6 protein-coding genes are annotated in these 6,372 nt (G+C 63.4%); 1 reads left to right on the top strand and 5 read right to left on the bottom strand.

What is annotated here, in order from left to right; all coding sequences use genetic code 11:
* Positions 1-450: glutathione binding-like protein (locus C9413_RS25965; RefSeq protein WP_170251091.1), on the top strand; the 450-nt coding region annotated here is incomplete at its 5' end.
* Between the two features lie 20 nt (positions 451-470).
* On the opposite strand, the gene nadC is transcribed toward C9413_RS25965, so the two are convergent.
* From nadC to C9413_RS25940, 5 genes are all read right to left on the bottom strand, one after another.
* Positions 471-1,334, bottom strand: a complete 864-nt coding sequence (gene nadC / locus C9413_RS25960) for a carboxylating nicotinate-nucleotide diphosphorylase (RefSeq protein WP_039844255.1) — start codon at positions 1,332-1,334, stop codon at positions 471-473.
* A 1-nt stretch (position 1,335) separates the two neighbouring features.
* A complete protein-coding gene (locus C9413_RS25955) occupies positions 1,336-2,874 on the bottom strand; it encodes an L-aspartate oxidase (RefSeq protein WP_039844254.1) in 1,539 nt (512 codons plus the stop codon).
* A complete protein-coding gene (nadA, locus tag C9413_RS25950; RefSeq protein WP_039844253.1) occupies positions 2,871-3,842 on the bottom strand; it encodes a quinolinate synthase NadA in 972 nt (323 codons plus the stop codon). The genes C9413_RS25955 and nadA overlap by 4 nt, the downstream gene beginning before the upstream one ends.
* Before the next feature lie 78 nt (positions 3,843-3,920).
* On the bottom strand, positions 3,921-4,808 hold the full coding sequence (locus C9413_RS25945; protein ID WP_170251090.1) for a hypothetical protein: 888 nt from the start codon (positions 4,806-4,808) through the stop codon (positions 3,921-3,923).
* Between the two features lie 104 nt (positions 4,809-4,912).
* The gene (locus tag C9413_RS25940) at positions 4,913-5,809 is read right to left on the bottom strand and encodes a LysR substrate-binding domain-containing protein (RefSeq protein WP_039844251.1); all 897 of its coding nucleotides are present in this window, start codon (positions 5,807-5,809) and stop codon (positions 4,913-4,915) included.
* Positions 5,810-6,372: the final 563 nt, after the last annotated feature.

Raw genomic sequence — 6,372 nt, 5'->3', positions numbered from 1 at the left:
TTGGGGCGGCCTGGTTCGGTGGCGCTCAATCGCGAACTCGTGGGCATGCACGGCGGGCCGGTTTCCGGAAAAACCGTCGAGGAGGACGGGTTGCTGACGATGTGGACCTTCTGGGCGCTGGCGGAACTCGAGCCGCATACGGTAAGGATCGTCGTGACCTATGACAACGAGCACGAAAACACCGATGCCGGAAAGGCCACGATCGACGTCGCCTGCCGCTCCATGAAGCGCCCCCTCGCCGTGCTGGAAAAGCACCTCGCCAACAAGGAGTGGATCTTAGGCGACCGCTTCACCGTTGCCGATCTCAACATTGCGGAAGTGCTGCGCTATGGCCAGACGCAACAGGCACTGTTCGACGCTCATCCGAAGGTTAACGCCTGGCTGAAGCGCTGCCAGTCCCGCCCGGCCTATCTCGCCATGCAGGCGATACGCTCGAAAGAGCCGGTCTGAGCCAACGACAGTTCGATCACCTATTCCGATTGGCTGGATTTCCAATCGAGCCCGATGTCCAGCGTCGGCGCGCTGTGCGTCAGCCAGCCGACCGAGATCAGATCGACGCCGGAAGCGGCAATCGCACCTGCGGTTTGCGGCGTCACCCGCCCGGAAGCTTCGGTGATCGCACGGCCGGCGACGATTTCAACCGCCCGGCGAAGCTGGTCCGGGGTCATATTGTCGAGCAGGACGGCATCCACGCCGGTCTCCATCGCTTCACGCAACTGGTCGAGCGTATCGACCTCGACTTCGATCTTCACCATATGGCCGGCGCCGGCCTTGGCCCGGCAAATAGCCTCGGCGACGCCGCCGGCAATGGCGACATGATTGTCTTTGATCAGCACGGCATCGGAAAGCGCGAAGCGATGGTTGACGCCGCCACCGGCTCGCACGGCATATTTCTCCAGGGCGCGCAGTCCCGGCGTCGTCTTGCGGGTGCAGGCGACCGAGGCATTCGTACCGCCGATCGCCGCCACGATCCCGGCCGTCACCGTGGCGATGCCCGAAAGATGGCCGAGAAAGTTCAGCGCCGTCCGCTCTCCGGTCAAAATGGCGCGCGAGCGCCCTTCGATCGTGGCGATGACGTCCCCGGGTTCCACCGCCGCGCCGTCCTCGACATGAGGGGTCATGATGATCGCGGGATCGACAAGCTCAAACGCCAGCGCGACGGCGTCGAGCCCAGCGATCACGCCCGGCTGGCGGGCCACCATGACGACCGTGGAGCGGTGATCCAGCGGAATGACGGCAGCCGAGGTGATATCGCCAGCAAGGCCAAGATCTTCCAGCAGAGCATCGCGGACGGGTGGCTCGATCAGCAGCCGCGGCAGGGGAACAAGCGTCATGTCAGGCACTCCTGGCAAAGGGGTCGGATGCAACGGCCCGCGCAAAGTTTAAAACATGAGGAAAATTCATCTTTTGGCGCTTGGCATGCACGTGCTTGAGGGGAAAATCGGTTCGGGAATGGGCGCCGCGCGACTCCGTCCGCAGCGCCGCAAAGGCGGCAATCAACAGCGCGACGGTGGCAGGATCCGTTGCCGGTCCCTCCTTCTCGACGAAGGGCAGGAGCGCGCCGATCGCGCCATGGATCGTACCACCGTTGCGCAGCACGCCGAGATGCGTGGAGACAATCCGCCGGATCGGCGATGCGTCGGGTTGCGGGGGCAGCGGTTCGATCACTGTTGGCCGCAGGGATACGGTCGTGCCGGCAATATCCCGGGCCGAGCGCATGCCCATGACCGCCGCTTCGAGCAGCGAATTGCTGGCAAGGCGGTTGGCGCCGTGCAGGCCAGTCGATGCTGCTTCGCCGGCGACCCAGAGGCTGGGGACGGAACTGCGGCCGTTCTTGTCCGTGGCGACACCGCCCATGTGGTAATGCACGGCCGGTGCAACCGGGATCAGCTGCCGCGCCGGATCGATCCCGGCTTCGCGGCAGAGAGTATCGATCACCGGAAATCGGCTTGAAAAGCGAGCGCCGAGTGCCTCGCGCGCATCGAGATAGACCTTGCCGCCGCGGGCGATCTCGGCGCTGATGGCGCGCGCCACCACGTCGCGCGGTGCAAGTTCCTGAGCAGGCTGATCCGCCATGAAGCGCTCGCCGCGCTCGTTGACCAGCATAGCCCCTTCACCGCGCACCGCTTCGCTGACGAGCGCCAGCGGCCGGCGCTTCGAGCGGAGTGCCGTCGGGTGGAATTGCACGAATTCCATATCCGCAAGCACCGCGCCTGCCCTTGCAGCGAGGACGATGCCCTGGCCGAAATTGATGACCGGATTGGTCGTCGCCTCGTAGAGGCCGCCGAGGCCGCCGGTTGCCAAGAGGACATACGGCGTCGGCACGATGAAAGACTTTCCGCCGGACGCGCAAAGGACGCCGCCGATCGCACCGTCTGCGAGCGAAAGACGCCGGACTTCGAAATTGGCAAGCACGGTGATCGACGGCGTGGCCGAGACGGCTCGTACCAGCGCGCGAATGATGGCAGCGCCGGAGCCGTCGCCTTCGACATGTACAATGCGCGGGCAGGAATGAGCGGCCTCCAGCCCGAGCGCTAGCCGACCTTCGGCATTCCTATCAAATCGGACGCCGAGTTTCTCAAGTGCCGCGATCACCGCTGGCGCTTCGCTCACGATTCCGGCGGCGGTCTCGGGATCACATAGGCCGTCACCGGCAGCAAGCGTATCGGCAAGGTGGAGGTCCGCGCTGTCATCCGTGCCGATGCTTGCTGCGATGCCTCCCTGGGCCCAGGCGCTCGAGGTCTCGGCGCCCAGGGCGGCTTGCGTGATCAGGACCACCGGCTGCGGCGCCAGCGTGAGCGCCGCCATCAGCCCGGCAATGCCGCTGCCGACGATGACCGGGCGGCCGGCAAGATGGGTGAGGATTTCGGTCATATCGCCAGCATCCTTTCCACGGCACGCCGCGCGGCAACCGCAATGGCGGGATCGACGGTGACTTCGTGGCGGTTTTCCTGAAGCGCCGTGCGGATGTTCGAGAGCGTGATCCGCTTCATGTGCGGGCAGAGATTGCAGGGCCGGATGAATTCGACATCCGGGTGGTGCACTGCGACGTTGTCGCTCATCGAACATTCGGTGAGCAGTACGACGCGCGCCGGTCGTTTCTTCCCGACATAATCGGACATGATGGCAGTGGAGCCGGCGAAATCCGCTTCGGCGACGACATCCGGCGGACATTCCGGATGGGCGAGCACGGTGACGCCCGGATAATTTTCCCGAAGCTGGCGGACATCATCTGCGTTGAAGAGCTCATGCACCTGGCAGTGGCCATGCCAGGCGATGATCTCAACCTCGGTTTCCTTTGCAACGTTGCGGGCAAGGTATTCATCCGGGATCATCAGCACGCGCGGCACACCAAGCGATTCGACCACCTGCTTGGCATTGCCCGAGGTGCAGCAGATATCCGAGGCGGCTTTCACCGCCGCCGAGGTATTGACATAGGTGATCACCGGCACGCCGGGATTTGCCTGGCGCAGCAGCGCGACATCCTCCGGCGTGATCGAATCCGCCAGCGAGCACCCGGCGCCCATGTCGGGAATGAGCACCGTCTTTCCAGGATTAAGCAGCTTGGCGGTCTCGGCCATGAAGTGGACGCCGGCAAGCACGATCACCTCGGCATTCACCTCGATCGCCTTGCGCGCCAGCGCCAGACTGTCGCCGACGATATCGGCAACGCCGTGAAAGATCTCCGGCGTCTGGTAATTGTGGGCGAGGATGACGGCGTTGCGGCGGCGCTTCAGATCGAGGATCGCTTCGACATCGTCCTGGAAAGTCAGCCATTCCGCCTTGGGGATGACTCGGCTGACACGGTCATAGAGAGAGGGCGCGGACACGGGAGAGTTCACGGCGGGCTCCTTTATACTTGAATATACTCGAAACGAGTATTTCTAGGGCAAGCTAATTATTCTCAGTTTGAGTTTATGTCAAGCGCGGGAGAGCGGGAGTTTCGAGCCGGACAGCGCGCGTTCTTCGAGAACGGCATGCCGGTAGCGAAAGAGCTTCGCTGGGCGGCCGCCGGTCTGGCTGGCCATCTCGCCGGTTTCCTCGATCAGTTGCTGCTGATCGATCAGCCGGCGGAAATTCGGCTTATGAAGCGTAAGGCCCGCCAGCGCTTCGACGCTGCGCTGAAGCTGCAGCAGCGTGAAGCTCTCCGGCATGAGCTCGAAGACGACCGGGCGATACTTGATCTTCGCGCGAAGCCTGGCTATTCCGGTCGCGAGAATCCGCCGGTGATCGGCAAACATCCGGCGGCCCGGGTTCTCCGCCATGGTTGCGCCCGCCTCCGCCACCAGACCCGCCTCGTACAGCAGTTCGTAGCGTTGCAGAGCGAGATCTTCGTTCCATGCGGCGCCATCCAGGCCAAAGGTAAAGGCGATCCGGCGCTTGCGGTTCTGCTGGCGAGCGGCATCCGTCGCTTCCCAGCGCCGCAGCCGGTCGACAAGCGCGTCGAAGACCGGCGGCTTGCCTTTGCGGTGGTCCTCCCACGGAAAATATTCGTACCAGCTATGCCAACCCGGGGCCGGGTGCTCCCGCACCAGCCCCAGATAGCTGATCGAGATCGTCCGTCCACCGAGGATCTCGTTCTGCCGGTCGCGGTCGGCGAAGGTGTAAAGCTGTTCAAGATAGCCAACCGGATGCGCCGGCTGCTCCTGAATCCACTCCCGCAGGCCGCTTTGCAGCGTGCGGTGCCCCCTCTCGAAGGATCCGGAAGGCAGCGCCTCGCCAGTCCTGACCGTCATGACGCGCGGGTCTTCGTCGGTTACGGCGGCAAGGACCGCGATCAGTTCTGCGTGTGCGACGCCAATGGGCACTGTGATGGATCGTCCTCTGCAAATGTGGTTCTAGCGAACAGCTTTGCCCCACGAGCTATACAATGCCAATGCCAGCGAAGCGCAGCACGCTGTCAGTCACGCCCTCAAGAAAAGAGCTTCACCGTTCCGGCCATCTCCTCGCGGATCCAGGCCTTGAAGTCCCGCACCTTCTTCGGCTCACGCGCGCCTTCGGCTGTCACGAAATAATGGCCGAAACCGGTCTTCGCGCGGATGGCGAAGGGGACGGCGAGCTGGCCGGCCTGCAGCGAATAGTCTGCCAGCGTCTGCCAGGCGAGCATGACGCCCTGCCCGGCGATGGCCGCGTCGAGGCAGAGCGAAGCGTCGTTGAAGACGTGGCGCGTCGCCGGCGCCGAACCTGAGAGGCCCGCCTCCCGCATCCAGACCTCCCAGCCGAACATGGCGCGGCCATCGATGACGGCCGGCAACTTCCGGATATCGGCGGGCTCCTTCAGATCGCGCGCCATGTGCGGTGCGCAGACCGGGAATACTTCCTGCTCCACAAGCAGTTCGGCCGTGACGCCGGGCCACTGCCCGGCGCCGACTCGGATGCCGATATCGACGTCGGATGTCGACAGATTGACGAGGCATGTCGTCGCATCGATGCGCAGTTTGATATCCGGAAAACGCGCGGCGAAACGATCGAGCCGCCACACCAACCATCGAGCGGCGAAGACGGGTGCCACAGAGATCGTCAGCGTCGCGTCGTCCCGGCGCTGCGCGATCGAGACGGCCTGCGACATACGGTTGAAACCCTCCGTCAGAGCGGCAAGCACCGGCGCGCCCGCTTGCGTCATCACCATGCCCTTCGACGTGCGCTCGAAAATCAGCTGATCGAGCTGCGCTTCGGTCTTGATAACCTGCTGACTGACGGCACCGATCGAGACCCCGAGTTCCTCCGCGGCAAGCTGCAGCGAACCGAGACGCCCGACGGCCTCCAGCGCGCGTAGCCCGTTCAAATGCACCGAGTTGAGATTCCGCATATATTTTTTCTATAGCGCGTCGCTGATAATCTCAATTGAAAAGGTTCCTCATGGCTCCGATATTGAGGCGGAGCACCTGTAGCGGCGAGGTATTATCGCCGCACACTGTGCATTTGCGAACCAGAGAAAGCGAGGCATGCAATGTCATTGCTGAAGTTTTTCTTGAATAAGGCAACCGACGCGAAGGCTCCTGAGGCCGATGATCCGCTGTCGCATCCGGAGATCGCCGCAATGTCGCTGCGGCAAATGGCCGATCTGCCTTTAAACTATCCGGCGCCGAAGCCAACGCGATACGAGACGCGGCCGCTTTCGAAATGTGCATGATTGCTGCTTTGGTCTTTTGCGCAAACAACGGCAATGGATTGGATGCCGCCGGCCCTCCTTGCACCTCATTCCTGTCCTTGTGACACCAACTCAGCCACGGCGAGGGTTGCCCGCATGAGCCACCCTCACCTCCTCTCGCCGACCGACACGATGGGGAGGAAGCAAGGGACGCCTCATCCCTTTTCAATCGTCAGCGCCCGCTGCACCGCCGGGCGATCCATCATCCGGGCGTAATGGGC

It is taken from the genome of Rhizobium sp. SEMIA 4085 (assembly GCF_013004495.1).
GTDB classification, from domain to species: Bacteria; Pseudomonadota; Alphaproteobacteria; order Rhizobiales; family Rhizobiaceae; genus Rhizobium; species Rhizobium gallicum.
The sequence above is the reverse complement of the archived record's forward strand: the minus strand, read 5'-3'. Positions and strand labels throughout refer to the sequence as shown.

What these genes read in the sequence shown, in the direction of transcription:
- C9413_RS25940 (WP_039844251.1), bottom strand. Translation starts at nt 5,809, where the DNA reads ATGCGGAATCTCAACTCGGTGCATTTGAACGGGCTACGCGCGCTGGAG.
- nadC (WP_039844255.1), bottom strand. Translation starts at nt 1,334, where the DNA reads ATGACGCTTGTTCCCCTGCCGCGGCTGCTGATCGAGCCACCCGTCCGC.
- C9413_RS25955 (WP_039844254.1), bottom strand. Translation starts at nt 2,874, where the DNA reads ATGACCGAAATCCTCACCCATCTTGCCGGCCGCCCGGTCATCGTCGGC.